Below are 26,934 nucleotides of genomic sequence, written 5' to 3' on the forward strand. Positions count from 1 at the left end.
CACGTTTCCGGTCCGTGTCCGACATTTCCGCGTTACGCGCCGCGAACGACGGTTTGTGCAGGTCTCGCGCCTGCGGGCGGTCCCCCGCGTGTGAACGTCCAGCGCCGCGCGCCACACCACTGGCAGGTCAGCCAATTGTTCAGCGCCGCCGCGCGGAGTTTCGTGATGGGCGTACCGAGACCGCTGAACCACCCGAGGAAGTGCCCATGACGAAAGCCATCAGCCGGACCGGCAAGGTCCGCACCGCCGTCGACATCGGCGGGACGTTCACCGACGTCTTCATCCAGCAGTCCGACGGCGCGATCGTCACGGCCAAGTATCCGACCCAGAGCAATCCCATCGAGGGCGTGCTGGCGGGCATGGAGCAGGCCGGCGTCGCGTGGGAGGACGTCGAATTCTTCTCGCACGGAACGACAATCGCGACCAACGCCCTCATCACGAGGAAGTTCCCGAAGGTCGCGCTGGTGACGACCGAGGGGTTTCGGGACGTGATCGAGATCCGGCGTGGCGACCGCGAGTCCTGGGACCCGTACCAGGAGGTCGCCCCGCCGGTGGTCCCGCGTCGTCACCGCCTGACGGTTCCCGAACGGATCGGTTACGACGGCACCGTCCTCGATCCGCTCGACGAGGACGCGGCGCGCGAGGTCGCGCGTATCCTGCGGCGACGCGAGATCGAGACCGTGGCAGTGTGTTTCGTGAACTCCTTCACCAACCCCGCACACGAGAACCGGATGGCCGAGATCCTCGCCGAGGAACTGCCGGGTGTGTCCATCACCACGTCGAGCGATGTCCTGCCGGAGATCTTCGAGTACGAGCGGTTCTCGACGACGGTCGCCAACGCCGCCCTGGTCCCGATCATCGGCCCCTACGCCCGGACGCTCGAGGGCCGGCTCGCCGATGCCGGCTACGACAACGACGTCCTGCTGCTCCATTCCGGCGGCGGGGTCATGACGCCGACCATGGCCGAGAAGTACGGCGCCCGCCTGGCCGCCTCCGGCATCGCGGCGGGGGCCATCGCGAGCCGGCACATCGCTCGCACGTGCGGGTTCGAGAACTCGATCGGGTTCGACATGGGCGGGACCTCCACCGATGTCTCGCTCACCGACAACGGCGTGCTGGCGACGACGAACATGTGGAGCGTCGCGTTCGGCCACCCGATCTGCTTCCCCAGCATCGAGGTGCTGACCATCGGCGCGGGCGGCGGTTCGATCGCCTGGCTCGACGACGCCGGTTCGTTGCGCAACGGTCCGCAGTCCGCGGGGTCCGACCCCGGGCCGGCCTGCTACGGCGTCTCCGAGGAGCTCGCCACCAACACCGACGCCAATCTGATCCTGGGCACCGTCGGCAAGAAGCTCGCGGGCGGAGTGAAGGAGCTCGATGAGTCGATGGCGCGGGTCGCCCTGGAGAAGATCTCGGCGCCACTGGGTCTCGACGTCGAGACGGCAGCCCAGTCGATCATCAAGGTCGCCAACGCCAACATGGCCGACGCCATCCGGCTGATCTCCATCCGCAAGGGCCACGACCCGCGGGACTTCGCGCTGGTCGGTTTCGGTGGGGCCGGGCCGCTGCACGCCGCCTATCTCGCCAAGGACCTGGGCATCCCGACCGTCATCATCCCGCCGCACCCGGGAGTCACCTCGGCGATGGGCTGCATGCTCGTCGACATCCAGCACGACATCACCCGGATGTACCTCGCCGACGCCGCGGGCGCCGACCTCGACCATCTGACCGCCACCTTCGCCGAGTTGCAGGAGGAGGGACGCGCGCGTCTGACGGCCGAGCACGTGGACCCCGACGACATGCTCTTCGAGTACTACCTCGACATGCGCTACGAGGGACAGTGGCGGGCGATCGCGGTGCCGGTCTCGATGCCGCTGACGAGCCTGGATGAGGTCGTTGCGACCTTCCACGCGACGCATCTGAAGGAGCACAACTTCGCCGCGGAGGACACCGGTGTCGAGATCTACCGGATCTCGTTGCGCGCCATCGGCCTCACCCCCCGGATGGACGCGGCGCCTGCCGACCTGATCGATCCGGCGACCTTCTCACCGGAACCCCTCGAGGTGCGGGACGTGCTCTTCCCTGACGAGGTCGCCCGTCTGGCGACGCCGGTCTACGACCGCGCCGGCCTGCCGCCCGGAGCCGTGCTGACCGGACCGTGCATCGTCGACCAGCTCGATTCGACGACGGTGGTCCCGCCACAGACCTCGGCGCGGGTCGACGAGTGGGGCAACCTCCTGCTCACCGCCGCCGAGTGATCTCCCAGCCTCTCTGACAGAACAGGAAAACCACACCATGGCAACAACACTCGACCCGGTCACCTTCGAGGTGCTGAAGAACGCCTTCATCAACACCGTCGACCAGATGGCCGAGCAGATCCTGCGCACCTGCTACTCGTTCGTCATCTACTCCCGGGACTTCTCCTCGGCGCTCTGCGACACCGAGGGCAACACCGTCATGCAGGGTACCGGCGACATCGCTGCCCACGTCGGAACACTGCATTACACCGCCAAGGCGGTCATCCGGCAGTTCGAGGGCGACATCCATCCCGGCGACGTCTTCGTGATCAACGACGTCTACGAGGGCGGAAGCCATTTCAACGACACCCGCATCATCCGACCCATCTACTACCAGGGCGAACTGCTCGGCTACGCCCAGGCCAACGGTCACTGGGCCGACGTCGGCGGCGCCACTCCCGGCTCGTTCAACGTCAAGGCACTCGATCACATGGGCGAGGGACTGCGAATCCCGCCGACCCGACTGTGGAGCAAGGACCAGTTCCTCACCGACGTCGCCTATCTCATCGCGAAGAACACCCGGAATCCCCGCGACATCATCGGCGACATGCAGGCACAGGCCGAGGCGACCCGCGTCGCCGAGCGTGAGATCCAGCGCCTGTGCGACAAATACGGCGTCGAGACCATCAAGACCGCGATGGCGGAGGTGCAGGACTACGTCGAGGATCTCACCCGCGCCAAGATCGCCGAGCTCCCCGACGGGGTCTGGTACACCGAGGACTACATCGACCAGGACCCGGCGCGCGGGGAGGGCCTCATCCCGATCAAGACGCGGATGACGATCTCCGGAGATACCGTGCACTACGACCTCAGCGAGTCGCACGCGTCGATCTCGTCGATGCTAAACGCCGGATTCGGCGGGTCGTTCGCCGGCATCGTCGCCGGCACCAAGATGCAATTCCCGGACATCCCACTGAATTCCGGGTTCTACCGCGTCGTGGCGGCGGACCTCGGGCCACTCGGTTCGGTGGTCAATGCCGACTGGCCGTCGCCGTGTGCCGGCTTCTGTTCGGGCCCGTTCGAGAAGATCATGAGTTCGGTCTTCGAGATCTGGTCGGACATCCAGCCCGAGCGCGCGATGGCCTGCACGTTCAACCTGGAATACCTCCTGGTGGGCGGACGCGATCAACGCGGAGAAGGCAATCCGAATTTCATGTGGTACGACTGGATGATGGGCGGCTGGGGCGCCCGCAACGGCGCCGACGGTTACAACGCATCCGCTGCCGTCTTCGGAGTCCAGTACGGCACACAGCCTTTCGAAGGACAGGAAAGGCTCGCCCCGGTTCTCACGTCGTGCCACGACCTGGTGCCCGACTCCGGCGGGCCCGGCAGGTTCCGCGGCGGTCTCGGTGCCGAAAAGGGCGGAAAACTGTGGGCCAGCGACAACACCGTCATGTCCTACTGCTGCGATCGCGAACGGTCGGTGACCTGGGGGCTGTGGGGCGGCCTGCCATCCATCCCCCACGGCGTCTGGCTCAACAAAGGCACCGACGACGAGCAATATCTGGGTTCGATCTTCGCCGCGGTCCCCGTCAAGTCCGGCGACGAGTTCACCCGCCCGTCGGCCGGTGGCGGCGGCCTCGGCGACCCACTCCAGCGTGACGTCGACGCGGTTCTGGAGGACGTCATCGACGGTTATGTCTCGATTGCCCGGGCGGAGAAGGACTATGGCGTGGTCATCAGGGAGATCGATCCTGAGATCTTCGCCTACGAGGTCGATCTCGAAGCCACCATCGGGGCGCGGGAGTACATCCGCAGCAATCGGCATGCATGGATCGAGCGCGATCCCGAAGCGGTCTCCGAGGAGTATCGCGCCGGTCTGATCAACGAGATGGACTGTGTCCGTCAGTACGGCGTGATCCTCGACTGGGGCAGCGGTGAGGTGCTGACCAACACGACGTCTCAGTTCCGGCAGATGTTGCAGCGACGCACCGTCATCCACTGGACCGACGACCCGACCATCGATTTCGTCCCCGGCACGCTGACGGTCTCGGAGCCGGCGACCGTCTGACCTCTCCCGACTCCCGGGAAATCCGAATGACACCCAGCGGCGGGTGGTGGCATCGACGCCATCCACCCGCCGCTGCTTCGCATCTGACCATCACTCGAACACCAAGGAAAGCAATGACTCTCGACATCTCGTCCTCCAGGGCGGGCGGAGTTCCGCCCCTGGACGTCACCTACACCGACGATCCGCAGGTCCTGGCACGCGCCGCCGCCGAGGACTACTCCATGCACATCGTGCCCAACTCGTGGCGGACGTCTCGTTCGTCGGTCTCGATGGCCTGGTTCGGCCTGATGAGCGCGATGTTCTTCGTGGTCGTCGGCGCCACTGTCTCCCTGTCCGTGGGCGCCACCGACGCCCTCATCGGCATCGGACTCTCGGTGGTGGCCTACGGCGCCATCAACTCCGTCGCCGCCAAGTTCGCCAACCAGACCGGCACCAGCGTCTCGCTGTTCTCCCGCGTCGTGTTCGGCCGCGCCGGATCCGCCTTCGCCGCAGCCCTGTTCGGGATCACCATCGCGTATTACGTGGTGGCCGAAGGTGCGATCGTCGCGTCGGCCCTGCACGCCTACTTCGGCGGACTGCCGATCGCGTTCTGGGCCTTCGTGGTCGTCGCCTACCAGGCCCCGCTGGCATGGCGCGGTGTCGCCACCTGGCTCGACCGCCTCAACGGGGTCCTGCTGCCGCTCTACGTGGTCGGACTGGTCGGTTCGGTGGTGTGGGCGATCGCTGAATACGGTTACAGCAATGACTGGCTCACCTATGAGCCGGAGGCCGCGGCCGATCTGGGAGTGCCGGGCTGGTGGTACGCCTTCGTGATCTACATGGGCGTCTGGGTCGTCACCATGATGGCCTGGGACTACGCGCGATTCGGGCGCCCGCAGGATGCCACCTTCAACGCCCGCGTGTCCTTCGGCACCCCGTTCTACGTCGTCACGCTCCTGATCAACGCGGCTGTCGGCATGTTCCTCGCACAGACCATCACCATCGCCGGACCTCTTTCGGAGGAGTCGGCGATCCTCGGGATCGTCGGCATGATGGGTATCTGGGGTCTGCTCTGGGTCGTCGTCAGCCAGACACGGGTCAACAGCGGCAATTTCTACCTGGCGTCCACCAACTTCCAGAACTTCTTCGCCCGTACCGTCAAGTTCTCGATGCCCCGGACCTTCTGGGTCGGCGTCGTCGCCGTGATCGTCTATCTGATGATGCTGACAAACGTGCTGTCCTGGATCACCACTTCCCTGCAGTACCAGGGTGTCCTCATCGTGGGGTGGGTCGCCATCGCGCTGACTCACATCGGCTGGATGCGGCTGCGCAGGATCCCGGCCGATTCGCTGGAGTTCCGTCCGGGTCGCGTCCCGGCGGTGAACCCGGCAGGCATGGGCGCGTGGGCGGTCGCGTCCGTGATCGGCATCGCACTCGTCCTCTTCGGCGGTACGTTCGGTGCGGTATGGGCCTCGCCCATCGCCTTCGTCGTGGCCGGTCTCATCTACGCGGCGGCCCTGGCGTTCCGCCGCGAGGGATGGTTCACGATGCAGCGACCCTATGACCCCCGCGACGAGGTCGACGACATGTGGGAGGCGCGCATCCGGTGCCACCGCTGCGAGGACAGCTACATCGCCTACGAGATGGACCGCGACCCCTCCGCCGGTCACGCACCGATCTGTCTGGCCTGCGCCTCCGACGACCTCGAGTTCCAGCGAGCCGCAGATCGGGAGGCGAAGGCGGGATAGGAATCGCGCACACATCCGCCGCGAATCGACAGGTCCACCACCGAACCGGGGTGGACCTGTCGTTCACCCCACCCCGGAATCCGACAGCACGACGCGATAGACGAACGCGGCTTCGGGCCCCAGTACGAGCCCGACGAGTTCGATGAGCGTCAGCACGAATCCGCGCCCGTGAGCCGGGCCGGTCGTGCCGTCGAGGTGATGGGCGAGCTCGTGCAGCACCACCAGTTCACGCAGCGCCCAGCGTCCGTCGGCCGCCGACGGGATGGCGATCTCGGCGGCGACCGGCACACCGTCGGATCTGCGAACCCGCGCCGCATAGTGGGCGGACCGCTGGCCGCGCCGTTCGCGGACCGATACCGGGTGCGACGCGCGCTCGAAACTCGACCGCACACCCGGCAGCGCGAGCACGCGGCCCACGTAGTCGTCGACGGCGTCGATCGAGGCGAAGCGCGCCTCCGCGGGGAGGGTGACCTCGGTGCCGGCGAGTTGCACCGTCCGTGACGACGACACGTTGTCGAACAGGCGATGCACGAGGTGCTCGGCCTCATAGAATCGTGCGCGCCCGGTGTCCCGTTCACTCACGGCATCGCCGATGATGAGAGACCCGGCGCCGGGAGCGAAGCGAGCGGGCCGAGGAGCCACGGCGCCGGGAGCGAAGCGAGCGGGCCGAAGCTCACCCCGGAGCCGATGGGAGACTTCATGCGCCGTCCCGACCTCGATGCCGTACGCGAGCGCGTGATGCGACTGCCCGGCGCCTCCCTGATGCTCCGCATCGTCATCGACATGGCTCGGGGTAATCTCACGGACCGGTCGATGACCCTGGCCGCGCAGGCCTTCACCTCGATCCTCCCGGTCGTGATCCTGGTGCTCACCCTGCCGGGCGCCAGCGTCGTCGACGACGCACTGACCCAGCTCGGTATCCCCGTCAGCAGTCTCGACACGCCCACGATCGACGACCCGACCTCGGCGACGACCTTCGGCATCGTCGGTGCGCTGATGACCATCGCCGGCGCCACCTCCCTGTCCCGTGCTCTCGGCCGAATGTATGTGTCGATCTGGGACGTCGCCAAACTGCCGTGGAGCAGCTTCTGGCGATGGGTCGTCGTCGTCTTCCTCATCCCCGCCGCGGTCACCGTGCAGGGTCTGTCCACCGGAGTGGAGGCCACCTCGCTGTTTGGCATGCACATCGGCGATCGGGGCGTCCTGGGAATCGGGCTCATCGTCGCCGTGACCGTGTTGATCTGGTCGGTCACCTTCACCGCGATCCCGCGGCTCCTGGTGTCGTCGCAGGTACCGATGAAGCTGCTCGTCCTCAACGGCCTCGGTACCGGCATCCTCATCACCGCCCTGCTCGCCGGCAGCCGCGTCGCACTGCCGACGCTCGCGGCGGGCACCATCCGCAGTTACGGCACCCTCGGTGTCGTCTTCGTCGCGATCAGCTGGCTGTTCGTGTTCGCGCTGATCCTCGTCGTCACCGCCATCGTCGTGCACGCCGTGGCAACGGACGAGGGTCGTCTGGGCCGGTGGGTGCGGCGGTGGGCCGGCACACCGACACCGTTCGTCCCGCACCCGTCTGCATCCTGGTACGACCGGCCTCCCGGGAGTCCGGTGGACGCCCCGCCCACGCGCGTGGAGCCCTAACCCTCCAAAGCGCCACGCGCACCGCCGAACTCGCGGTCGGCACCGATCTTCGCGCGACGTCCCGCGCGGTCGCCGGCGCGGCGTGCGGCCTCCGAGTAGCCGGCCGAGGCGCTCGACGGACGCCACGTCCCGCGGGCGCTCGACTCGGTCCGGTAGAAGTCGGTGACCTCGATCTCCTTGTTGCGCAACGCGACCGCCGTCGAGCGCGTGGTCTCCCCGGAGTCGCGTTCGGCGGCCAGGGCCTCCGCACGCGCCGCGTCGCGGGCCTCGGCGAGACGCTTGCCGATGCGTTCGGCGAACGCCGACTGGAAGTTGAGCCGCGCCGTGATCGGCGACAACGGCTTCTCCTCGATCACCCGCCGGGCTCGCCACCCGTTCCCGCGGGTGACGACCCGCGCGAACGTCTCGCCCTTGTAGGCACCCGACCGCAGGTAGGCGTCGCTGGCCGCGACCATCTGCACGATCAGCGACGTGTAGAGGGCCTCGCAGGCGTCGATGTCGGCTTCGTACCCGTAGGCGAGCACGAAGGTCGAGTTGCTCGCCACGTCGACGGTCACGTCGTTGGCGGCGGTGATGGCAACGAAGAGCTGCACGTAGGTCCGCAGTCCGCGTTTGCCGGGCTCGCCGATCGCGATCTGTCGACTGATCGGGGTGACCTTCTTGCGCGCCGCGGGGTCGTGGGCCCGCGCTACCGCCAGGTCGATCGACGACGCCGTCGCGAGCCGCTGGGCGGCCTGCATGAAGGTCTCGGCCTCGTGCTCGTTGTCGGTGTTCTCCGCTTGACGGAGAAGGGCGGAGATCCGGGTGAGCAGCTTGTCGTCGCGCATGTAACTCAGACTATCCAGCGGCAAGATCGGTTCCATCTGAGCGCGAATTGCCCCGAGACAACGTCTCGGCAACCCGAAGGAGGAGGGTGCAGGCGGCGATCGCGACCCCGGCCCACAACCCGGCGACACCCCAGTGACGTTCTGCGAAACCGCCGCACACCGCGCCCAGGACGAACACCGGCCACAACCAGAACACCGCCAGCCACGCCCACGGTCGATCGGTACCCAGCGAGGCGACCAGCTCGTGCGCGGACTTCACCAGCGTGCCGGTGACGTACGTCAAGCCGCCCGGCACCGTCGAGGTGTGCGACAGTGCCGAGTTGATCGCGCCGGTCGCCGTCGCCACCACGATCATCCCGGCCGTCGGCGACGCGGTCAGCGCGACAACGGTGCCGGCGAGAAGCGTCACCGTCACGGCTACGAGAACCCAGACCGGCGAGTGCTGTCCGCCCCAGCGACCGAGTGCCGCGCCGCCCACGGCCCCGCCGAAGAAGGCCGCGACGAGTCCGGCGACGACCGCGATCGTCGACCACCCGCCCGCGGCCGTCGACGCTCCCAGGATCGTCGAATTGCCGGACATGAACGCGACGAAGCTGCCCTTGAGCACGACGAACGCGATGGCGTCGACCAGCCCGGCCAGGAACAGCAACGCCGCCGCGATCGCGATGTCCGGGTGGTTGCTGCTCAGGTACTTGTCGAGTCGGACCGCCATGGGCACGAATCTAACGCCTGCGTGGCCGCCGGGATGTTCGGCGGACCACCTCACTCGTCCGGCGCCCAGCGGCCGATGTCGTCGGCTCCGATCGGCCGGTCGGCGGCGGTGCGCTGGGTCATTCGCAACGCATTGCCGAACGGGTCCCGGAACGCACAGTCGGTGCCGTAGGGCTGGTCTTCGGGGTCCTGGGTGAACTCGACGCCGCGTGCGACGAGCGCCGCGTGGGTGCCGCGACAATCGTCGGTCGACAGGATCGTCACCGGCATCGCCCCCTGCGTCACGAGGTCGCGGATCTTCGCGGCGGTCTCGTCGGAAAGCGCGGGCGGCCCGGGCTTCTCGAGCAGGATGAGCCGGTCGGGTTGACCGGGCGGCGCGATCGTCAACCACCGCATGAAACCCATGTCGACGTCGGTGTCGATCGTGAAACCGAGTGTGCCGACGTAGAAGTCGAGTGCGACGTCCTGATCGAGGACGTAGACGGAATGGATACCGATGCCGTTGATCATGCGCCCGACGATACGACCGGCGGCCCGGTCGGCGCTTCTCCGAAATCGCTCACTTCGGCCGCTCGCGGGACCCCGGTGGCAGCATCGCTCGGCCTGGTCCACCGGCGCACGAAGCAACCGGGAACGGGAATCGGAGCGACACGCTGCCGGTAGGCCATGGGACTGAAGCCGACGAGTCGGCTGAACGTCCGGCCGAACGTGCCAGGACTGTCGTAGCCGACCAGCAACGCGACGTCGAGCACCGGGACGTCGGTGGTCCGAAGGAGGGCACAGGCCCGCTCGATGCGCCGACGCTGCAGGCAGCGGTGCGGCGTCTCCCCGAACACGGCCCGGAACCGGCGGATGAAGTGCGACGGCGACATCAGCGCGATGCGGGCGAGCGTTGCGATGTCGAGGTCATCGGCGTAGGAGCGGTCGATGGCGTCGCGCGCACGGAGCAACCGCCGGTTCTCGTCCTCGACCTGGGTGAACACGTCACCCAGTGTGACTCACGCTCAGCGCTTCTCGCAGGCGATGCCGTCCTTGTCGCGGTCGCTCTCGGAGTTGGCGTCGTACAGATCGTCGTCGACGGTGAACGTCGTGACCGGCGTACCCGATGTGGAGTCGACGGCGCCGGCCTGGCCGACACCGTGGGGATAGTCGGCGTTGAGTTCCGAGCAGTTGGCGTAATCGGTGGCCGCCGAGGCGGGTGCCGCAACCAACAGCGGAGCGACCGTCATCGACGCCGCGGCCAGGAATCCGGGGACCATCATTCGCGAGCAACGCATCGTGTTTGACCTTCTTCTGTGTGTCCCCCGACACCTCATCGTGACGAGGTGACACTAGGGGGTCCGGTCATCGAAGGACGCATCAGAAGCGAAAATTGGTCCGGCCGACGGACACGTCGTCGGCCGGACCCGGGATCGGAAGGCGCGGGGTCAGCGACGCGGCTGTTCCTTCAGCAGCGCACTGCCGAGCGGGACGCCCCAGCTGTACATCGTGCCGACATATCCGTTCTTGGTGCGCCGAAACTCCGTACGCGCGAACCACTGCATCACCGGGTCCGCAGTGTGCGCCACGACGCCGCCGTGTGGAGTCTGCTGGATCTGCTGACGCTGCAGATTCCACGGCCCGATCCCGTAGTAGTCGGTGTACATGCCGTTGCCGATGACCCGCGCATTCGACTCCGGCATCGGAACGAATCCGTAGATGAGTTGCTGCTGTTTGTAGTTGCCCGGCTTGATCTTGGCGTCGGAATCACCCGCGCCCACAGTCAATCCGAATACTGCCGCTCCGGCGATCAACGCCCCCGCTATCAATCTCTTCACGACGGCAGACGCTAGCAGCGTCGACGTCGGGTTCCATCTCGCTTTCCACAGCCTCCGGCAAGCCTGCCATTCGACAACGCGTATTGGTACAGTCCGGCCAGGAAACCACCGACAGCGGGGAAACGATGATCAGGAACGACGTCGAGTTCGATTCGTCCGGGACGACATGCCGGGCCTGGTGGTACCGGCCCGAGGGAACCACTCCGGCGCCGGTCATCGTGATGGCACACGGGCTCGGTGCGGTCCGGCGGATGCGCCTGGACACGTTCGCCGAGCGCTTCGCCGCTGCGGGATACTCGTGCCTGGTGTTCGACTACCGCCACTTCGGTGACAGCGACGGCGAACCGAGACAGCTGCTGTCTATCCGCCGCCAACTCGACGACTGGGCCGCGGCAATCGCCTTCGCCCGAACACTCAGCGGTGTCGACACCTCACGGATAGTGCTGTGGGGCACCTCCTTCGGCGGCGGACACGTCCTCGTCGCGGGCGAACGCGACGGCCGGGTGGCCGCGGTGATCTCCCAGTGCCCCTTCACCAGTGGAGTAGCCTCCACCGCCGCCCTGGGCGTGGTGTCCGGGGCGAAGGTGACCGTGCGCGCACTCGCGGATCTTGCAGGTTCGGCACTGGGCCGTCCGCCGGTCACCGTCGGCCTCGCCGGTGCGTCCGGCTCGGCCGCCCTGATGACGGCACCCGACGCGGTGTCGGGATACTTGCCGCTGGTGCCCGACGACCTGGAGTTCACCAACGAGGTCGCCGCCCGGATCGGGCTGACGATCCCGCTGCACACGCCTGGTCGGGCATTGCGAAGGCTGACCTGCCCCACGCTCGTGTGCATCTGCGACGACGACACCGTGGCGCCGGCCGGACCGACTGCCCGGTACGCCCGCCGCGCCCCGGCAGCACGGGTAATTCGTTATCCGGCAGGACATTTCGACATCTACGTCGGCGACGACTTCGAGCGGGTGGTCGCCGATCAGCTCGAGTTCTTGCGCGGGACCGTCCCCGTGTGACGTCAGAACCCGAACCGCGCCTGCATCCCGCGCAGCGTTTCCGCCGAGGCGAGGAGGCCCGCCCGCTCGGAGTCCGACAGCGGGACATCGAGCCGGGTTTGCGCACCACCGCGGTCGACGACGGTCGGCAGCGAGAGGCACACGCCGTCGAGCCCCTCGATGCCGTTCGCCCTCGTCGACACCGGCAGCACCCGGTGTTCGTTGTTCAGGATCGCCTCGACGATGCGCGTCGAGGCCAGACCGATCGCGTAGTTCGTCGCCCCCTTGCCCTCGATGATGGTGTACGCGGCATGTACGACCTCGTGGTGAATACGTTCGCGCGCAACGGCGTCCATCGCCGGACGGCCGGGCAGCGGCGTCCACGAGGTGAGCGGCACGCCCCCGATCGACGCCGAGCTCCACAGCGGGATCTCGCTGTCGCCGTGTTCGCCGACGATGTAGGAGTGCACGCTCTGTACCGCGACCCCGCAGTGTTGCGCGATCAGGAACCGCAGGCGGGACGAGTCCAGCACCGTGCCCGACCCGAAGACCTGGTGCGGTGACAACCCGCTGATCTCCTGGGCGGCGTAGGTGACGATGTCGACGGGATTGGTGACCATCACATAGATCGCGTTCGGGGCCACCGCCAAGACCCCGGGGAGGATGGCGCGTGTCAGACCGATTGTCGCCTCGGCCAATTCGAGACGCGACTGCCCTGGCTTCTGCTTCGCGCCGGCGGTGAACACGACGACGTCGGCGTCCGCGCACACCGAGACGTCGTCGGATCCGATGATGTCCGCCCGCGGCACGAACTCGAGGCCATGCGACATGTCGAGCACCTCGGCGGTCACCTTGGCAGCGTTGATGTCGAGGAGGGCGATGGTCCGTGCGACACCTCGGATGAGGGACGAGTAGGCGATCGCGGTGCCCACCGCACCCGCCCCGATGATGGCCAGCTTCGTGTCTCGTACGTCCATCGCTTCACCGTTTCCGCGTCGGGTTCATCGATCGTCGGCACCCAGCGTAGGTGCTCGCGTGTCGGCTGTCCGGGCTGCGCCGCCGACCGCGCGTTCGGTCGGCGGTCGATGTTGATAGCGTGAGCCCCGAGAACGGTCACACCCGCACACGTGGGTGTCAGGGAACCCGGTGTGAATCCGGGACTGGCGCGCAACGGTATGGGGGACGGATTCGGCGCGGACACCGGGGCGACCCGGGAAGGCGCCGGCGCCACGATCCCGAGTCCGATTACCGGCCGTTCTCGCTCGAGTCCATCGTGTATCTCGCGCACAGATACCCAGACCGATAGGCAGTACCACCCGTGTCCCGTCGTACCGACGGCACGACCGAGAGCGCGACCGCCCCGTCGGTCCGGCGACTCCCGTCGACGCCGCTAGCCGCAGTACTGTTCGTCCTCACCCTCCTCAGCATCGCCCTGGCCACCGCTTTCGGCGCGGAGACCATCCCCGTCGGCGAGGTGTGGCACACCGTCGTCGGCCGGATGACCGGGGCCGAGCTCGACTCCGCGCACGCCGTCATCATCTGGGATCTCCGGTTGCCCCGGTCCGTGCTGGCCGCGCTGGTCGGAGCCGGGCTGGCGCTGGCCGGCGCACTCATGCAGGCCCTGGTCCGCAACCCGCTGGCCGAGCCGTATCTGCTGGGTGTGTCCGCCGGCGCGGCGGTCGGGGCCACCGCGGTGATGACCCTCGGCGTGCTCGCGGGTCTGGGCGTCTGGGCGCTGTCCGGCGGGGCGCTGCTCGGCGCGCTGGCCGCCACCGTCACGGTGTACCTGGTGGCCCGTGCCCAGGGCGGGTTGACCGCGCTGCGACTCATCCTGTCCGGGGTGGTGTTGTCGTCGGCGTTCATGGCGTTGTCGTCGCTGCTGGTGTTCACCGCCGCCGACCCGCACGCCGCCGACAACGTGATGTTCTGGATGCTCGGCAGCGTCGCGGGCGCCACCTGGGCGAAAGTGCAGATCGCCGCGGTGGTCGTGCTGGCCACCGTCGTGGCCATGCTCGCCATCCACTCCTGGCTCGATGCCTACGCGGCCGGAACCGACACCGCGACGTCGCTGGGCGTGCCGGTACGCGCCATGCGCAACGCGCTGTTCGGTGTTCAGGGACTCCTGGTCGGCGTGCTCGTCGCGGTGGCGGGCGGCATCGGTTTCGTCGGTCTCATCGTCCCGCACGCGGCGCGACTCCTGGTCGGCGCCACCCACCGCGCGATGCTGCCGGTGGCGGTCTGCGGCGGTGCGCTCTTCCTGGTGTGGGTCGACGTGATCTCGCGGGTGGCGGCCGCACCGCGCGAGATGCCGCTGGGCATCGTGACCGGACTGATCGGGGCACCGATCTTCCTGTTCCTCATGGGACGACGCCAGTACGTGTTCGGGGGAGGCTCGTGACCGACCCCGCCCGCGCATCGTCGATGTCGTTGCGCGCGAACGCGCTTGCGTGCCGTCGAGGGGGCCGGGTCGTCCTGCGGGATGTCGATCTCGCGGTCCCCGCCGGCACCCGACTGGCCATAGTCGGGCCCAACGGTTCCGGCAAGACCACCCTGCTGCGCACGCTGTGCGGTCTCGAACGCCCGGCCGCCGGCAACGTCGAGGTGAACGGAGACGACCTCCACCGCATCCCCTCGCGACGCCGCGCCATGTCGATGGCGGTGGTCGGCCAGGAGGAACAGCCCTCCGCGGAACTGACGGTCGCCGAGGCGGTCGGCCTCGGCCGGACCCCGTACCGGTCGGCCTGGTCCACCGGGAGTTCCGACGACAAGACGGTGGTCGATCGCGCGTTGATCCAGGTCGGGCTCGACGGCTGGGGCACCCGCTCGTGCACCCAGCTGTCCGGCGGCGAACGGCACCGCGTCGTCCTCGCCCGCGCGCTCGCTCAGCAGACCCCGATCCTGGTGCTCGACGAACCCACCAATCACCTGGACGCCGCCTGGCGACTACGACTGATGGAGATCCTCGACGAACTCGACGCCACCGTGGTCGCGGCGATGCACGACCTCGACCTGCTGCTGCGTCACTTCGACGCCGTCGCAGTGGTTTCCGACGGCGGTGTCATCGTGCACGGACCTCCGGTCGAGGTGCTGACGCCGGTTCTGCTGGCCGACGTCTTCGAGGTGTCCGGCACCGTCGTCGACCATCCGTCGACGGGCCTGCCCCATCTGCTCCTGAACACTCCCACCACCACACCCGCCCCCAGCACTCTGACGAAAGACATCCCGTGAGAGGACATCCTTTGACCATACGTACGTCCCGAGTTCACCCGACCGTCGCCATCGTGGCGGCGGCTCTGACCCTGGGAACTGCCACCGCCTGCGGAACCGACAGCACCGCAGCGTCGGAAAGCACTGTCACCGTGACCAATTGCGGAGCCGACGTCGCTTACCCGCAACCCCTCGACCGGTTGTTCGTCAACGACGGCGGCATGATCGCGATCGCACTCGCCGCCGGGGCCCGTGACAACATGGTGGCGGTCAGCGCGCTCGCCCGGGACAAGGACGTCCTGCGGCTCGAGTACGGACCCCAGGTCGACACCCTGAACGAGGTCGCGACCGAACGTCCCACACTCGAGAACATCGTCGCGGCGAAACCCCAAGTGCTGTATGCCGGATACAACTACGGCATGAGCGAGTCGCGCGGGATCACACCCGAGATCCTCGCCGGACACGGCATCGACGTGTACCAGTTGTCCGAGGCGTGCCGGCAGACCGAGGGCGAGGCGCAGCGCGGCACCATGGACCCGTGGGTCGCGCTCGACACCGATCTGCGCAACATCGGCAACATCACCGGCAATCCCGAGCAGGGCGCCGCCGCGGCCGACGAGGTGGCCGGCCGCCTCGAGAAGCTGCGCGCCGCACCACAACCCGCCGCGAAACCGACTGTGTTCGTCTTCGACAGCGTCTCGGACACCATCTTCTCCTCCGGATCCTTCGGCGGCCCGCAGGGCATCATCGACGCCGCGGGCGCGCGCAACGCGACCGAGGACATCGAGGACACCTGGACCGCCGTGAGCTGGGAACGCCTCACTACCGCGGACCCCGAGGTCATCGTGTTCGTCGACTATCCCGGCCAGTCGGTCGACGAGAAGATCGCCGCCCTGCGATCGAATCCCGCGAGCCGGAACCTGAAGGCGGTGCGCGAGAACCGCTTCGTGAACCTGCCGTACGCGATGTGGGTGTCGAGCCCACTCAACATCGACGCCGCCGAGATCATGCGCGGCGTTCTCGAGAACCACGGCCTAGCACCGGAATCCGGTATCACCCCGTCCCTGGATGTCGCACAATTGGACCTCGGGGGCAACAACTGGCTGGAGTGATTCGCGGGACGCCCCGTTGAACACGTGGGGCGGCGGCGATTGTCGCGCCGCCGCCCATGGGAATCCAGTGCACCCACCGTCGAAGTTCGCAACACCTGACTGCGTTCGCACCCCTACCATGAGGCACCGACAAGTTCGAGCCGACGAATACCGTTGCACAACATGGCTTTTTGGGATTGCCATCCGGCCACGCGGGTGTACACTCGAACGTACATTCGCAGCAACGGTTCTTCGGGGGAGGTGACCGTCATGCCCAGCACCACACCACTCGCCGACCACGGCGCGCCCGTGTCCCGCGCGGCCGAACTCGTCGCCGAACTCCACGCGAACCTCGACGAACTACAGACCGTCGACTTGTCCTCGTGCACCGACGAAGAACTGATCGACGTCGCCGCGGAGACCGAACGCGCCATCGCGCGTCTGACCGTTGCCGGTGACCGGCAGATCGATCAGGTCGAGGCCCGCGACCTACCCCGCAAGGCCGGCTGCCGAACCCTCATGCAGTTCATGACACACCGGCTACGAGTCTCGAACCCGATGCGCCGCCGTAAGCAGATGGACGCCACCGCCCACCGCACCAGCCTCGGCGGCGAGGTCCTCCCACCCGAATACCCCTGCCTCGCCGAAGCTTTCGCACAAGGAACAGTCGGCACCGCGCACGTGCAGGCCACCCTCGACGTCCTCGACCGCATCCCGGTCGCCGTCGACCACGACATCAAGGTCGCCGCTGAACGACAGATGGCCGAGATCGCCACCGACCACACCCCGGCCGACATCACCCAACTCGGCTCGCGGCTGCTTGCCCACCTCGACCCCGACGGCACCCTGGCCGATGACACCGACCAGAAACGACGCCGCGGCCTGTGGATCGGACGGCAACGCGCCGACGGCACCGCCAAAATATCGGGCACCCTGACACCCGCACTCGCCGCCCGACTCACCATGATGTTCGCCGTGTGGGGCAAACCCGGACTCAACAACCCCGACGACCCACAGTCGCCCCAAGGCCCGGCCGGCACCGCCGACCCCGAAGCCCTGGCCACCGCAGCCGACCGCGACGGCCGCACCCTCGCCCAGACCAATCACGACGCACTCGACGCCGCACTCGCCGCCGGATTCGCCGACGGAACACTCGGCACCTCGCACCGCGGCCTGCCCGTGCAACTGATCATCAAAGCCGACCTCGGCGACCTCATCCGCGAAGCCGGACTCGCGACCACCGCCACCGGAACCCTGCTGCCCATCCGGGACCTGATCGCGATGGCCGGTGACGTCCAGCCATGGTTGGCGATCTTCAAAGACGCCACCACCGTCCCCCTGCACTTCGGGCGCGGCAGACGTCTGGCCACCCGCGAACAACGCCTCGTCTCCTTCGCCCGCCCCGACGGGGAAGTGTGTTCGGCACCCGGCTGCGATCAGCCCGCCACCCAGGTCGAACTCCACCACGCCCACAAAGATTGGGCCAAAGGCGGACTCACCGACATCGACGACCTCGCCCCCGCCTGCCCGCGACACAACCGCATGGTCGGCGACCAACCCGGCCAATACACCACCCGCATCGCCCGATCCGGACCCGACGAAGGCCGCTGCCTCTGGCGATTGAACGCCGAACCCGGCGTACCACCCAATCCCGAACACCTCAACCGCCGACCCGACATACCCCGGCGGTTCGCACAACACCTGAACACCGTGCGCAACGAGATCCACAGACCTGCCACCAGGTCCGGCGACCAGTCGCGCCCGAACCGGTCGCGCCCCGACGCCGTCGGCTACGGCGACCGCGGCCGGCGCCTCGAACTCGCTTATCGCGAACTGGTCCATCCGCGAACACCGCCGGAGCACCTCACCACCCCACCGCTGACCCCGGTCGAAGCAGCACTCGCACGCATACTCGCTGACCACGCGTGATTGCACACGACACGAGGGGCCCGGCATCGGAATGCCGGGCCCCTCGTGGGTGTCAGTGCGCCTGATCAGATCAGGCCTGCGGTGCCTCCGCGAAGTTGCGGGTGACCGCCGGGTCGACCGGGATGCCCGGGCCCGTCGTCGTGGAGACGGTGACCTTCTTGATGTAGCGGCCCTTGGCGGCCGACGGCTTGGCGCGCATGATCTCGTCGTAGGCAGCGCCGTAGTTCTCGGCCAGCTTGGCCGGGTCGAACGAGGCCTTGCCGATGACGAAGTGCAGGTTCGCAGCCTTGTCGACGCGGAAGTTGATCTTGCCGCCCTTGATGTCGTTGACGGCCTTGGTGACGTCGGTGGTCACGGTGCCCGTCTTCGGGTTCGGCATCAGGCCGCGGGGTCCGAGGACACGCGCGATACGGCCGACCTTGGCCATCTGATCCGGGGTGGCGATCGCGGCGTCGAAGTCCAGCCAACCGCCCTGGATGCGCTCGATCAGATCCTCGGCGCCGACCTCGTCGGCACCGGCGGCGGCGGCCTCGGCGGCCTTGTCGCCGGCGGCGAACACGATCACACGGGCAGTCTTACCGGTGCCGTGTGGCAGATTGACGGTGCCTCGAACCATCTGGTCTGCCTTACGGGGGTCGACGCCCAGCCGGATCGCGACCTCGACGGTCGCGTCGGTGTTCTTCGACGACGTGTCCTTGGCCAGCTCCACAGCCTCCAGCGGGCTGTACAGCTTGGTCTTGTCGACCTTCTCGGCCGCGGCCGCGTAGGCCTTGCTCTTCTTGCTCATTGCTCTGTTCCTTCTCCGCCGTCAGTCGGCGGGGTGTGTGGTGCGGGCCGAGCCGGCCCTCCCACGGTGATGATGAGGTCTGTCAGCCTTCGACGGTGATGCCCATGGACCGAGCAGTACCGGCGATGATCTTCGCGGCCTGGTCGATGTCATTGGCGTTCAGGTCTTCGGCCTTGGTCTTGGCGATCTCACGGACCTGGTCCATGCTCACCTTGCCGACCTTGTTGGTGTGGGGCTCGCCGGAGCCCTTCTGCAGGCCGGCGGCCTTCAGCAGGAGCTTCGCAGCCGGCGGGGTCTTCAACTTGAAGTCGAAGGAGCGATCTTCGTACACGAAGATCTCGACCGGGATGACGTTGCCGCGCTGCGACTCGGTCGCCGCGTTGTACGCCTTGCAGAACTCCATGATGTTCACGCCGTGCTGACCGAGCGCCGGACCCACGGGCGGGGCCGGGTTGGCCTGGCCTGCCGAGATCTGGAGCTTGATGATCCCGGCGAGCTTCTTCTTCTTGGGAGGCATCTTCTGTTCCTTGCTTGTTTCCTTGCGAATCCACGCCCGCTGGAGACGTGGAAGTCTGTACCCCGAACTCGTTCGGGGTCACGGGGGCGAAAGCCCCGCGAGTTCCTGTGTTCAGTTCGCTGGGTCTACGTCACATTCGCGACGTGAGAGCCTCTGCCCTCGACGCACTTGCCGGGGGTTCACGGGGGCGGAGCCCCCGTGGGTTCAGATCTTCTCGACCTGGTTGAACCCGAGCTCGACCGGCGTCTCGCGACCGAAGATCGACACGAGGACCTTGACCTTGCGCTGCTCGGCGTTGACCTCGCTGATCGACGCGGGCAGCGTGGCGAACGGGCCGTCCATGACGGTGACCGACTCGCCGACCTCGAAGTCGACCTCGATGACGTTCGACGCGGCGGCCGCTGCGGCCTCGACGCCCTCGGCAGCGGCACCGCGCGACGCGGCGGGCTTCTTGGCCTCGGTCCGCGGCATCAGGAACTGCAGCACCTCGTTGAGCGAGAGCGGCGACGGCTTGCTGGTCATCCCGACGAAGCCGGTGACACCCGGCGTGTTGCGCACGGCGCCCCACGACTCGTCGTTGAGCTCCATGCGGACGAGGATGTAGCCCGGCAGCACCTTGCGGTTGACCTTCTTGGGCTGGCCGTTCTTGATCTCGGTGACCTCTTCGGTCGGCACCTCGACCTGGAAGATGTAGTCGCCGACGTCGAGGTTCTGCACGCGGGTCTCGAGGTTGGCCTTGACCTTGTTCTCGTAACCGGCGTAGCTGTGGATCACGTACCAGTCGCCGGGCGCGCGGCGGAGCTGCTTGCGCAGTTCCTCGACCGGATCGACCTCCGCCTCTTCCACCGGGGCCTCTTCTGCCGGTGCGTCGTCGGCGGCATCCGCGGCCTCGTCGGCATCCTCGGAGACGGTGTCCTCGGCGGGGGCCTCGTCACCCTCGACGACCGCGTCGTCGGCGACCGCGTCACCCTCGGTGTCCACCGCGTCGGTCACGGCCGCGTCGACAGCGTCGACGTCGGCAGCAGCCACGTCGACGGAATCGGTCGAGGCGAGTTCGTTCTCCGGGGTGCTCACTGCAGCCCACGCTCCTTATGGTTCATCTGGCGGTCGTGTTCCTCGTCGCCGGCCGAGCCCACCGCGTGGGTCAGCCGAACAACCAGAGCACGCCCTTGGCGAAGGCGAGGTCGAGGCCGGCAATGAACGCGGTCATCACGATGACGAACACGAGCACGACGATCGTGTAGGTGATCATCTCGCGCCGCGTAGGCCAGATGACCTTCTTCAGCTCGGCGACGACCTGCGTCAGGAAGACCCAGATCCGTACGAACGGATTCCGGCTCTCCTCGGCAGACGCCTTCTTCTTGGTCTTGCGTTCCTTGACGGCGACGGACCCCGTGTCGGAGTCGGTGTCACCGTCGGTTGCACCCGCCGCCGAGCGACGTCCGCGAGCCGAGCGCTTACCGGACGGACGCAGCTCCTTCGCGGTTCCGGTCGACGTCTCGTCGTCCGTACCCGCGTCGGTGGCCTCGTCGCGACCGTCGAGCTCAGCCGCGGCCGAATCGGCCGCAGAACCCTCTGCGGCGTCTTTGGCGCGGGCGGCCCGGTCTCGCTTGCTCAACTTCGCGGTCCTCTCGTCAGCGTGTGCCCTTCACCAGGGCAGGGGCGACAGGACTTGAACCTGCAACCTGCGGTTTTGGAGACCGCTGCTCTGCCAATTGAGCTACGCCCCTTTGCGACGCCCGCCACCGGAGTGGTCGGCGTTGCCGTCCTTCTCGATCCGGCCTCGCGGCCCGTCGACGTTTCGTCGCCGACAAAACCAACGCGCCACCCTATGGGTAGCGCGCAAGCCTGAATCAATCAGACACTTCAGTGTAGATCACCGGGGCGGTGGACCCAAAACGGGCTCGCCTCCGCTCCCCCGACGACCGTACACGCCACCCGTCCGTGAGCCGCCGGAACGGCTCGCGACCGGTCGATCAGTTGAACTGGATGACGGCCTGCGCGCGTCCGAAGATGCGGCGATCGCCCTGCTTGGCGGTGATCGCGATGGTCCCGCGACGAGTTGCGGGATCGAGCGACTTCACCTTGCCGGTGAAGTCGACGGCCGCGCTGTCGTCGGCCGGGACGTACACCGGGCTGGTGAAGCGCACGTTGTACTCGCAGAAGGCCGCCGGGTCGCCGATGAACTCGGAGACGAAGCTTGCGCCGAGCCCCATCGTCTGCATGCCGTGCGCGACGACGTCGTCCATGCCGGCCGCGTTCACGACGTGGTCGGAGAAGTGGATCGGGTTGGGGTCGCCGGCCACGCCCGCATAGTTCGCGAGATTGCCGCGCGTCAGCAGGTAGCGCTTGGGCGTGAGTTCCTGACCCACCGTGAGCGTGTCGAAGTCGACGGCACCGAAGGCGCCCGGCGACTGGGTCGGATCGGGGAGGTCGTAGCGACCCGCCTTCGGCTCGACGGTGTGCCCGGATTCGCCGATGGCGTCGACCTTGATCATCACGTGGTCGAGGGACGCCTCGAGTTCGGGGTCGACGTCCATACCGGGACGCGCGGCCAGGGAGGTCCACGTGGTCATGACCGGCTCGTCGTGCTGGTTCCAGATGACGTTCTTGGTGACCATCAAGTCGATCATCTCGGGACTGCTCACATGCCGGAACGACTCGAGCGAGACGTCGCAGATCAGGCGGTCCCCGACCTTCATCGGCTGGTGGTAGACCAGCCGCTGGTCGGTCTGCATGATCTGCCACATGTCGTAGCCGGTGACGACGTCTTCGAAGAGCTTGCGCTGGGCGATGATCCCGAGCACCGACACGTAGGTGGGCGCGGCGATCAGGCGGTCGTGGCCGAAGGCCCGGGCGCCCTCCTCGCTCCAGTGGGTCGGGTGCGCATCCTGCACCGCCATCGCGTGCTTACGGATCTCCTCGCGGCCGATCTCGTAATAGTCGTCGACCGTGTAGTGGAAGCCGACGAGGCTCTGCGTGTGGGCGGCGATCTCGTCGGGGGTCGGCTTCGCACCACCGCTCGACGCCTCGTCCGGACGATCCTGGATCTCGGCTCCGCTTACCTGTGACATTGAGCTCTACTCCTTCGGCCGACACAGCAAGACGGGCTGCCTCATCGAGAGGCAGCCCGTTGCTGGTGGTACTTCGAAACGGCCGACGACGGCGTCAGCGCGATTCCTTGTGCCCCTGATGCTTGCCGCAGTTCGGGCAGAACTTCTTGATCTCGAGGCGATCGGGATCGTTGCGGCGGTTCTTCTTCGTGATGTAGTTACGGTGCTTGCACACCTCGCAGGCCAAGGTGATCTTGGGGCGAACATCTGTTGAGGAGGCCACTTGATTGCCTTCTTTCGGGTGGTACGTGGTCGGGTTCGGAAGTTCCCTCAGGGCTTGCGACCCTTGCGCTCGGTTCCGGTCGGACCCGATGTGTAGCGGTGGAGGGACTCGATCCCTCGACCTCACGATTATGAGTCGTGCGCTCTAACCAGCTGAGCTACACCGCCCCGCGGACTTCTCGTCCAGCGAGCCCCCTGACGGAATCGAACCGTCGACCTTTTCCTTACCATGGAAACGCTCTGCCGACTGAGCTAAGGGGGCGTGCCCCGGGCGGTTGCGCCCGAGAGCCTTAACGAGGTTACACACTCGCGTCTGCGCTAGACAAATCGCTGGTCGGAGACCGTCTGTAGAGCAGTTTCGCGAGAATGGACCACGCCGTGGCAGGTATAGGATTCGAACCTATGTAGCTTGCGCGACGGATTTACAATCCGCTCCCTTTGGCCGCTCGGGCAACCTGCCGTGCCGCTCTTCCGGCCACCGTGACGGCCGTACGAACAACGCCGTGAAGAATACAACGAACACCGCATCAACGCGCAAACCGGCTGGTCAACAGGCCGGGACATGGTCTTGGCACAGGCGTCCCACCGCGACCCCCACTCCTGCTACTGTGGCTGCGTTCTGACACGGGGTGCTCCGCGACGCGGGGCTGAGATGAGACCCGAGAACCTGTCCAGGTAATGCTGACGAAGGGATGTCATGTCTGTGCATGCGCACGTGCCGGTCTCCGGCCGATTCTCCGACCACCTCTGGGAGGAGACGAAGGGGTTGCGGACGGCGATCGACGACCTCGAGTTCCTGCGGCGGCTCGGCGACGGGACGCTGCCACTCGAGGTGTTCCGCACCTACATGGAGCAGGACTCGCTGTACCTCGCCGGGTACGCGAAGGCCCTCGCCATCCTGGCGTCGAAGTCCCCCGACCCGCAGACCGCGGGGTTCTGGGCGAACTCGTCGGCCACCGCGGCCACCGTCGAGTCGGCGCTGCACGGCGACCTGCTCAACGGCGGCCAGCTGCCTCCGCGTGAGGGCGAACCCGAGCCGTCGCCGGCGTGCCTGGGGTACGTGTCCTACCTGACGGCCGTCGCCGCGACCGAGTCGTATGCGGTCGGCGCGGCCGCGGCCCTGCCCTGCTTCTGGATCTACGCGGAAGTCGGCCGGGCCCTGGCCGCGAGTGCCGCCCAGGTGCTCGCCGCCGACCCGAACCACCCCTACGCGCAGTGGGTGACCACCTACGACGCCCCGGAATTCCAAGAATCCGCCTCGCGGGCAAGGGAACTCGTGGACGCGGCTGCGGAGCACGCCGGCGAGCGCGAACGGGCCGCGATGGCGACGGCGTTCACCGTCGCCACGCGGTTCGAGCTCCTGTTCTGGGACACCGCGCTGAACCCGCAGCCGTGGCCCGCCGCATGAGCGCCCGCGCGCGCCGCCTCCTCACCGTGCTCGCCGCCGCGGTCGTCGCGTCGTCGGCGATCACCGCGTGCGGTTCGGGCGCCGGTTCGGACGGCAGCATCCGATTCGCGCTCGACTGGTCCCCGAACACCAACCACACGGGCTTGTTCGTGGCGCAGCAGCGCGGCTGGTTCGAGGAGGCCGGACTCGACGTCGAGATCCTGCCGTACAACAACACCGCCGTGGACACCATCGTGGACGCGGGCAACGCCGAGTTCGGGATCAGCACCCACAACTCGTCGACCTTCTCGCGGGCATCGGGCGCGCACACCATCTCCGTGTTCGCGCCGCTGCAGAAGTGGGCCACCGGCATCGGTGTCCGCGCCGACCGCCGCGACATCACGAGCCCGAAGGACCTCGACGGGAAGACATACGCCGGTTTCGGCGACCCGGGCGAGGAGAAGACCCTCGAGCAGGTGATCCGAAACGACGGCGGCACCGGCGAGTTCACCTCGGTGACCCTCGGGACCTCGGCATACGAGGCGGTCTACTCCGGTCAGGCCGACTTCACCGTCTCCTATCTCGCGTGGGAGGGCATCGAGGCCGAGCATCGCGGAACCCCGATGAGGTACTTCCACTACACCGACTTCGGTTTCCCGGAGGCATACGCGATCGTCGTCGACGCCAACGAGGACTGGCTGGCGGACAACCCGGACCGCGCGGCGGCCTTCGTGACGGCGCTGCAGCGCGGTTACCAGGCAGCGGCCGACGACCCGGACGCGGCGGCCCGCGACCTTCTCGCCGCCAACCCCGGTGCGTTCAACGACGAGCAGTTGGTGTTCGAGAGCCAGCGCATGCTCGCCGGTCAGTACATGAAGGACGCCGACGGCCGGGTCGGGCGGCAGACGCTCGAACAGTGGGCCGGGAACTCCGGGTTCCTGTACCGCAGCGGTCTGCTGACCGGCCCGGACGGGGCGCCGCTCACGACCGAGCCGGACTGGTCGACGTACTTCACCAATGACTACCTCGACACCCCTCGGTAGCACCGGCCTGCGTCGCATCGCGCCCGCGCTCGTCGCGGTGGTCGTCCTGGTGGCGGTCTGGCAGGTCTACGTCGACGTCAGCGGAATCCGGCCGCAGGTGCTGCCGTCGCCGTCGCGCGTCGTCGCGCAGGGTTGGTCGCACCGCGCGGAGATCGGGGTGCACGCCGCGGCGACGCTGCAGGTGACCCTGATCGGGTTCACGGTCTCGTTGGTCCTGGCCTGGCTGCTGGCCATCGTCGTCGACTTCTCGCCGGCGCTGCGACGGGCGTTCGTGCCGTTGTTCGTCGCCTCCCAGACCCTGCCGATCATCGCGATCGCACCGCTGATGATCATCTGGTTCGGCTTCGGCCTACTCCCGAAGGTGCTGGTCATCGCCCTGGTCACGTTCTTTCCGGTGGCGATCGGCCTGATCGAGGGATTCGCCGCCACCGACCGCGAGGCCGGCGCGCTGATGCGCAGCATGGGGGCCACCCGCCGCCAGGTCTTCCGCTATGTGCGGCTCCCGTCCGCGCTACCGAGGTTCTTCACCGCGTTGCGGATCGGCATCACCTATGCGGTGGTGGGCGCCGTGTTCGCCGAGTACGTCGGCGCCACCCAGGGGCTCGGCATCTACATGAGCCTGCAGAAGAACTCGTTCCGCACGGACCTGGTGCTCGCGGCCGTGCTGGTGACCGCGCTCCTGAGCGTCACGCTGTACCTGCTCACCTTCGCCGTCGAGCGGATCGTCGCGCCCTGGGCTCGCGCCGAGGACCGGAACCACCATGACTGACCACCGGCTCGTCCCAGACCACCGGCTGATCGTCGACCGGCTCACCAAGTCCTATCCCCGACCCGGACGCGGACAACCTCGCCGGGAGGTCCTCGACGGGGTGTCGTTCACCGCCGAGCCCGGCGAGTTCGTCTCCGTCATCGGGCCCAGCGGATGTGGCAAGAGCACCGTCTTCGGCCTGCTGGCCGGACTCGACGTCCCCGATTCCGGCAGCGCGTCCGTCGGCTCCGAACCCGCCGTCGCCGGACACTGCGCGTACATGCCGCAGAAGGACCTGCTGTTCCCGTGGCGCACCGTGTTGGACAACACCATCCTCGGCCTCCAGGTGCAGGGCGTGCCGACGAAGGAGGCCCGACGCCGGGCCGCGGACCTCTTCCCCGCCTTCGGACTCGCCGGATTCGAAGACGCCCGCCCGTTCCAGCTGTCCGGCGGGATGCGACAGCGCGCCGCACTGCTGCGCACCGTCGTCCAGAATCGCGACCTGGTGCTGCTCGACGAGCCATTCGGCGCCCTCGACTCACTCACCCGGACCGAGATGCAGACGTGGTTGCAGTCGGTGTGGCAGCGCTACCGGTGGACCGTGCTGATGATCACCCACGACGTCCGCGAGGCCGTCCACCTCTCCGACCGCGTGATCGTGCTGTCCGCCCGCCCGGCCACCGTGGTCCACGAGGTGCGCGTCGACCTCCCGCGCCCGCGCGATCCGGCGGGGCTCACCGCGCCCGAGTTCGTCGCCCTCGAGCGAGAACTACTCGAGGTACTCCATGACGAGTCGCGTCGTGCCCTCGCCGAGCAGGCACAGCGTCGAACGCCCCGGTAGACCCGCGCGGCCGCCCACTTCCGCTGATC

At 67.6% G+C, this 26,934-nt stretch carries 27 protein-coding genes, 4 tRNA genes and 2 riboswitches; of the genes, 13 read left to right on the forward strand and 18 right to left on the reverse strand.

The window, feature by feature from the left end:
* The first annotated feature begins 206 nt into the window (after positions 1-206).
* The 3 genes from AS181_RS20305 to AS181_RS20315 all read left to right on the forward strand — a co-directional run bounded on the left by AS181_RS20305 (position 207) and on the right by AS181_RS20315 (position 6,035).
* Positions 207-2,258, forward strand: a complete 2,052-nt coding sequence (locus AS181_RS20305; protein ID WP_082652993.1) for a hydantoinase/oxoprolinase family protein — start codon at positions 207-209, stop codon at positions 2,256-2,258.
* Between the two features lie 37 nt (positions 2,259-2,295).
* Positions 2,296-4,308 (forward strand): hydantoinase B/oxoprolinase family protein, encoded by a 2,013-nt coding sequence (locus tag AS181_RS20310; protein ID WP_058253313.1) that lies wholly within the window; start codon positions 2,296-2,298, stop codon positions 4,306-4,308.
* Between the two features lie 113 nt (positions 4,309-4,421).
* A complete protein-coding gene (locus tag AS181_RS20315) occupies positions 4,422-6,035 on the forward strand; it encodes a purine-cytosine permease family protein (RefSeq protein WP_058253314.1) in 1,614 nt (537 codons plus the stop codon).
* 63 nt (positions 6,036-6,098) lie between these two features.
* Here the strand turns inward: AS181_RS20315 and AS181_RS20320 are convergent, their stop codons facing one another.
* Positions 6,099-6,617, reverse strand: coding sequence for a TIGR04338 family metallohydrolase (locus tag AS181_RS20320; RefSeq protein WP_058253351.1), 519 nt, complete (start codon positions 6,615-6,617; stop codon positions 6,099-6,101).
* A gap of 117 nt (positions 6,618-6,734) precedes the next feature.
* On the opposite strand from AS181_RS20320, the gene AS181_RS20325 reads away from it, so the two are divergent.
* Complete coding sequence (locus tag AS181_RS20325) at positions 6,735-7,676, forward strand: YhjD/YihY/BrkB family envelope integrity protein (RefSeq protein ID WP_058253352.1); 942 nt, start codon at positions 6,735-6,737, stop codon at positions 7,674-7,676.
* Here the strand turns inward: AS181_RS20325 and AS181_RS20330 are convergent.
* The 6 genes from AS181_RS20330 to AS181_RS20355 form a co-directional block, all read right to left on the reverse strand.
* Positions 7,673-8,503 (reverse strand): DUF2786 domain-containing protein, encoded by an 831-nt coding sequence (locus AS181_RS20330; protein WP_058253315.1) that lies wholly within the window; start codon positions 8,501-8,503, stop codon positions 7,673-7,675. The genes AS181_RS20325 and AS181_RS20330 overlap by 4 nt on opposite strands.
* A 10-nt stretch (positions 8,504-8,513) precedes the next feature.
* Complete coding sequence (locus tag AS181_RS20335; protein WP_231742583.1) at positions 8,514-9,215, reverse strand: YoaK family protein; 702 nt, start codon at positions 9,213-9,215, stop codon at positions 8,514-8,516.
* A 50-nt stretch (positions 9,216-9,265) separates the two neighbouring features.
* Positions 9,266-9,724, reverse strand: a complete 459-nt coding sequence (locus AS181_RS20340) for a VOC family protein (RefSeq protein WP_058253317.1) — start codon at positions 9,722-9,724, stop codon at positions 9,266-9,268.
* Entirely contained in the window at positions 9,721-10,197 is a 477-nt protein-coding gene (locus AS181_RS20345; protein ID WP_058253318.1) for a helix-turn-helix domain-containing protein, read from the reverse strand. Before AS181_RS20345 ends, AS181_RS20340 begins: the two co-directional genes overlap by 4 nt.
* A 21-nt stretch (positions 10,198-10,218) precedes the next feature.
* Positions 10,219-10,491: an excalibur calcium-binding domain-containing protein gene (locus tag AS181_RS20350; protein WP_058253319.1), complete on the reverse strand. Its 273-nt coding sequence runs from the start codon at positions 10,489-10,491 to the stop codon at positions 10,219-10,221.
* A gap of 150 nt (positions 10,492-10,641) precedes the next feature.
* A complete protein-coding gene (locus AS181_RS20355; protein ID WP_139114240.1) occupies positions 10,642-11,031 on the reverse strand; it encodes a hypothetical protein in 390 nt (129 codons plus the stop codon).
* 125 nt (positions 11,032-11,156) lie between these two features.
* On the opposite strand from AS181_RS20355, the gene AS181_RS20360 reads away from it, so the two are divergent.
* Positions 11,157-12,041 carry an alpha/beta fold hydrolase gene (locus AS181_RS20360; protein ID WP_058253321.1) on the forward strand — a complete coding sequence of 295 codons (885 nt, stop codon included), beginning with the start codon at positions 11,157-11,159 and terminating at the stop codon, positions 12,039-12,041.
* 2 nt (positions 12,042-12,043) lie between these two features.
* Here AS181_RS20360 and AS181_RS20365 read toward each other — a convergent pair whose 3' ends face one another.
* On the reverse strand, positions 12,044-12,997 hold the full coding sequence (locus AS181_RS20365) for an L-lactate dehydrogenase (RefSeq protein ID WP_058253322.1): 954 nt from the start codon (positions 12,995-12,997) through the stop codon (positions 12,044-12,046).
* 116 nt (positions 12,998-13,113) lie between these two features.
* Positions 13,114-13,291: riboswitch (cobalamin riboswitch) on the forward strand.
* Positions 13,292-13,338: 47 nt separating this feature from the next.
* On the opposite strand from AS181_RS20365, the gene AS181_RS20370 reads away from it, so the two are divergent.
* From AS181_RS20370 to AS181_RS20385, 4 genes are all read left to right on the forward strand, one after another.
* Positions 13,339-14,418, forward strand: coding sequence for a FecCD family ABC transporter permease (locus AS181_RS20370; protein WP_058253323.1), 1,080 nt, complete (start codon positions 13,339-13,341; stop codon positions 14,416-14,418).
* A 23-nt stretch (positions 14,419-14,441) separates the two neighbouring features.
* Positions 14,442-15,248, forward strand: a complete 807-nt coding sequence (locus tag AS181_RS20375) for an ABC transporter ATP-binding protein (RefSeq protein ID WP_058253353.1) — start codon at positions 14,442-14,444, stop codon at positions 15,246-15,248.
* 11 nt (positions 15,249-15,259) lie between these two features.
* Positions 15,260-16,339 carry an ABC transporter substrate-binding protein gene (locus AS181_RS20380; protein ID WP_058253324.1) on the forward strand — a complete coding sequence of 360 codons (1,080 nt, stop codon included), beginning with the start codon at positions 15,260-15,262 and terminating at the stop codon, positions 16,337-16,339.
* 249 nt (positions 16,340-16,588) lie between these two features.
* Positions 16,589-18,247 carry an HNH endonuclease signature motif containing protein gene (locus tag AS181_RS20385; protein WP_058253354.1) on the forward strand — a complete coding sequence of 553 codons (1,659 nt, stop codon included), beginning with the start codon at positions 16,589-16,591 and terminating at the stop codon, positions 18,245-18,247.
* 70 nt (positions 18,248-18,317) lie between these two features.
* On the opposite strand, the gene rplA is transcribed toward AS181_RS20385, so the two are convergent.
* From rplA to AS181_RS20435, 10 genes are all read right to left on the reverse strand, one after another.
* A complete protein-coding gene (rplA, locus tag AS181_RS20390) occupies positions 18,318-19,034 on the reverse strand; it encodes a 50S ribosomal protein L1 (protein ID WP_058253325.1) in 717 nt (238 codons plus the stop codon).
* Positions 19,035-19,116: 82 nt separating this feature from the next.
* Positions 19,117-19,551 carry a 50S ribosomal protein L11 gene (gene rplK, locus AS181_RS20395; protein ID WP_004021736.1) on the reverse strand — a complete coding sequence of 145 codons (435 nt, stop codon included), beginning with the start codon at positions 19,549-19,551 and terminating at the stop codon, positions 19,117-19,119.
* A 204-nt stretch (positions 19,552-19,755) separates the two neighbouring features.
* Positions 19,756-20,625, reverse strand: a complete 870-nt coding sequence (nusG, locus tag AS181_RS20400; RefSeq protein ID WP_058253326.1) for a transcription termination/antitermination protein NusG — start codon at positions 20,623-20,625, stop codon at positions 19,756-19,758.
* A gap of 70 nt (positions 20,626-20,695) precedes the next feature.
* Positions 20,696-21,169: a preprotein translocase subunit SecE gene (gene secE / locus AS181_RS20405; RefSeq protein ID WP_058253327.1), complete on the reverse strand. Its 474-nt coding sequence runs from the start codon at positions 21,167-21,169 to the stop codon at positions 20,696-20,698.
* A gap of 39 nt (positions 21,170-21,208) precedes the next feature.
* Positions 21,209-21,281: transfer RNA gene (locus tag AS181_RS20410), tRNA-Trp, on the reverse strand.
* 246 nt (positions 21,282-21,527) lie between these two features.
* The gene (locus AS181_RS20415; RefSeq protein ID WP_058253328.1) at positions 21,528-22,625 is read right to left on the reverse strand and encodes a fused (3R)-hydroxyacyl-ACP dehydratase subunits HadA/HadB; all 1,098 of its coding nucleotides are present in this window, start codon (positions 22,623-22,625) and stop codon (positions 21,528-21,530) included.
* A 94-nt stretch (positions 22,626-22,719) separates the two neighbouring features.
* The gene (rpmG, locus tag AS181_RS20420; protein WP_045823858.1) at positions 22,720-22,887 is read right to left on the reverse strand and encodes a 50S ribosomal protein L33; all 168 of its coding nucleotides are present in this window, start codon (positions 22,885-22,887) and stop codon (positions 22,720-22,722) included.
* Positions 22,888-22,980: 93 nt separating this feature from the next.
* A tRNA-Met gene (locus AS181_RS20425) sits at positions 22,981-23,054 on the reverse strand.
* A gap of 21 nt (positions 23,055-23,075) precedes the next feature.
* A tRNA-Thr gene (locus AS181_RS20430) sits at positions 23,076-23,148 on the reverse strand.
* A 117-nt stretch (positions 23,149-23,265) separates the two neighbouring features.
* Positions 23,266-23,346, reverse strand: a tRNA-Tyr gene (locus tag AS181_RS20435).
* A 155-nt stretch (positions 23,347-23,501) separates the two neighbouring features.
* Positions 23,502-23,596, forward strand: a riboswitch (TPP riboswitch).
* On the opposite strand from AS181_RS20435, the gene AS181_RS20440 reads away from it, so the two are divergent.
* From AS181_RS20440 to AS181_RS20455, 4 genes are all read left to right on the forward strand, one after another.
* A complete protein-coding gene (locus tag AS181_RS20440) occupies positions 23,584-24,294 on the forward strand; it encodes a TenA family protein (RefSeq protein WP_058253329.1) in 711 nt (236 codons plus the stop codon). (Overlaps the previous riboswitch by 13 nt.)
* On the forward strand, positions 24,291-25,316 hold the full coding sequence (locus AS181_RS20445; protein WP_058253355.1) for an ABC transporter substrate-binding protein: 1,026 nt from the start codon (positions 24,291-24,293) through the stop codon (positions 25,314-25,316). Before AS181_RS20440 ends, AS181_RS20445 begins: the two co-directional genes overlap by 4 nt.
* The gene (locus tag AS181_RS20450; RefSeq protein WP_058253330.1) at positions 25,291-26,085 is read left to right on the forward strand and encodes an ABC transporter permease; all 795 of its coding nucleotides are present in this window, start codon (positions 25,291-25,293) and stop codon (positions 26,083-26,085) included. The genes AS181_RS20445 and AS181_RS20450 overlap by 26 nt, the downstream gene beginning before the upstream one ends.
* Positions 26,078-26,905: an ABC transporter ATP-binding protein gene (locus tag AS181_RS20455; protein WP_058253331.1), complete on the forward strand. Its 828-nt coding sequence runs from the start codon at positions 26,078-26,080 to the stop codon at positions 26,903-26,905. Before AS181_RS20450 ends, AS181_RS20455 begins: the two co-directional genes overlap by 8 nt.
* The last annotated feature ends 29 nt before the right edge of the window (positions 26,906-26,934 follow it).

The sequence above is a fragment of the Gordonia sp. SGD-V-85 genome, from assembly GCF_001456905.1.
In the GTDB taxonomy this organism is placed as follows: domain Bacteria; phylum Actinomycetota; class Actinomycetes; order Mycobacteriales; family Mycobacteriaceae; genus Gordonia; species Gordonia hongkongensis.

Bases quoted from the DNA above. Each gene is read 5' to 3' on its own strand.
- AS181_RS20305 (WP_082652993.1), top strand. From the start codon at position 207: ATGACGAAAGCCATCAGCCGGACCGGCAAGGTCCGCACCGCCGTCGAC.
- AS181_RS20310 (WP_058253313.1), top strand. From the start codon at position 2,296: ATGGCAACAACACTCGACCCGGTCACCTTCGAGGTGCTGAAGAACGCC.
- AS181_RS20315 (WP_058253314.1), top strand. From the start codon at position 4,422: ATGACTCTCGACATCTCGTCCTCCAGGGCGGGCGGAGTTCCGCCCCTG.
- AS181_RS20325 (WP_058253352.1), top strand. From the start codon at position 6,735: ATGCGCCGTCCCGACCTCGATGCCGTACGCGAGCGCGTGATGCGACTG.
- AS181_RS20330 (WP_058253315.1), bottom strand. From the start codon at position 8,503: ATGCGCGACGACAAGCTGCTCACCCGGATCTCCGCCCTTCTCCGTCAA.
- AS181_RS20335 (WP_231742583.1), bottom strand. From the start codon at position 9,215: ATGGCGGTCCGACTCGACAAGTACCTGAGCAGCAACCACCCGGACATC.
- AS181_RS20340 (WP_058253317.1), bottom strand. From the start codon at position 9,724: ATGATCAACGGCATCGGTATCCATTCCGTCTACGTCCTCGATCAGGAC.
- AS181_RS20350 (WP_058253319.1), bottom strand. From the start codon at position 10,491: ATGCGTTGCTCGCGAATGATGGTCCCCGGATTCCTGGCCGCGGCGTCG.
- AS181_RS20360 (WP_058253321.1), top strand. From the start codon at position 11,157: ATGATCAGGAACGACGTCGAGTTCGATTCGTCCGGGACGACATGCCGG.
- AS181_RS20365 (WP_058253322.1), bottom strand. From the start codon at position 12,997: ATGGACGTACGAGACACGAAGCTGGCCATCATCGGGGCGGGTGCGGTG.
- AS181_RS20375 (WP_058253353.1), top strand. From the start codon at position 14,442: ATGTCGTTGCGCGCGAACGCGCTTGCGTGCCGTCGAGGGGGCCGGGTC.
- AS181_RS20385 (WP_058253354.1), top strand. From the start codon at position 16,589: ATGCCCAGCACCACACCACTCGCCGACCACGGCGCGCCCGTGTCCCGC.
- rplA (WP_058253325.1), bottom strand. From the start codon at position 19,034: ATGAGCAAGAAGAGCAAGGCCTACGCGGCCGCGGCCGAGAAGGTCGAC.
- rplK (WP_004021736.1), bottom strand. From the start codon at position 19,551: ATGCCTCCCAAGAAGAAGAAGCTCGCCGGGATCATCAAGCTCCAGATC.
- AS181_RS20415 (WP_058253328.1), bottom strand. From the start codon at position 22,625: ATGTCACAGGTAAGCGGAGCCGAGATCCAGGATCGTCCGGACGAGGCG.
- AS181_RS20440 (WP_058253329.1), top strand. From the start codon at position 23,584: ATGTCTGTGCATGCGCACGTGCCGGTCTCCGGCCGATTCTCCGACCAC.
- AS181_RS20445 (WP_058253355.1), top strand. From the start codon at position 24,291: ATGAGCGCCCGCGCGCGCCGCCTCCTCACCGTGCTCGCCGCCGCGGTC.
- AS181_RS20450 (WP_058253330.1), top strand. From the start codon at position 25,291: ATGACTACCTCGACACCCCTCGGTAGCACCGGCCTGCGTCGCATCGCG.
- AS181_RS20455 (WP_058253331.1), top strand. From the start codon at position 26,078: ATGACTGACCACCGGCTCGTCCCAGACCACCGGCTGATCGTCGACCGG.